Origin of the sequence: Stutzerimonas marianensis, assembly GCF_022810315.1 — a bacterium.
Lineage (GTDB): Bacteria > Pseudomonadota > Gammaproteobacteria > Pseudomonadales > Pseudomonadaceae > Stutzerimonas > Stutzerimonas marianensis.
Genome location: NZ_JALGRD010000075.1, coordinates 1 through 338, shown reverse-complemented (window position 1 = coordinate 338; position 338 = coordinate 1). Strand labels below are relative to the sequence as shown.

Here is a 338-nt window from a genome sequence, read left to right as displayed (position 1 = left end):
CGGGGATCGAACCCGCGTCCGGAAATCCTCTACGGTGAGTTCTACATACTTAGTCTGGCCAATTGGATTTAACCGTTGCGCCGCCGACCGACAGGCTGCGCATTGGCGAGTCACCTAAATTTTAGCTCCGACCCAAGTAACCCGAATCGGCACGATCCCATCTAAATGACTCTGCTGCCGGTTTGACCCGACCTACCCAATGGGCGAGATAGTGCAGAGTCTGGCGCAATTAAGCGGCCAGAGCGTAAGATTCGTCGTTTGCGAATATATAAATTCAGTGTTTTACGGGGGTCTGAGATCCCGGTATGCCCTCATCCGCTTTGCAACCCCCGTCGAAG

At 53.8% G+C, this 338-nt stretch carries 1 other RNA gene; it reads right to left on the bottom strand.

Annotated features, from left to right (window positions below):
* Positions 1–337, bottom strand: a transfer-messenger RNA (tmRNA) gene (gene ssrA / locus MST27_RS22305); the annotation flags it as partial.
* Position 338: the final 1 nt, after the last annotated feature.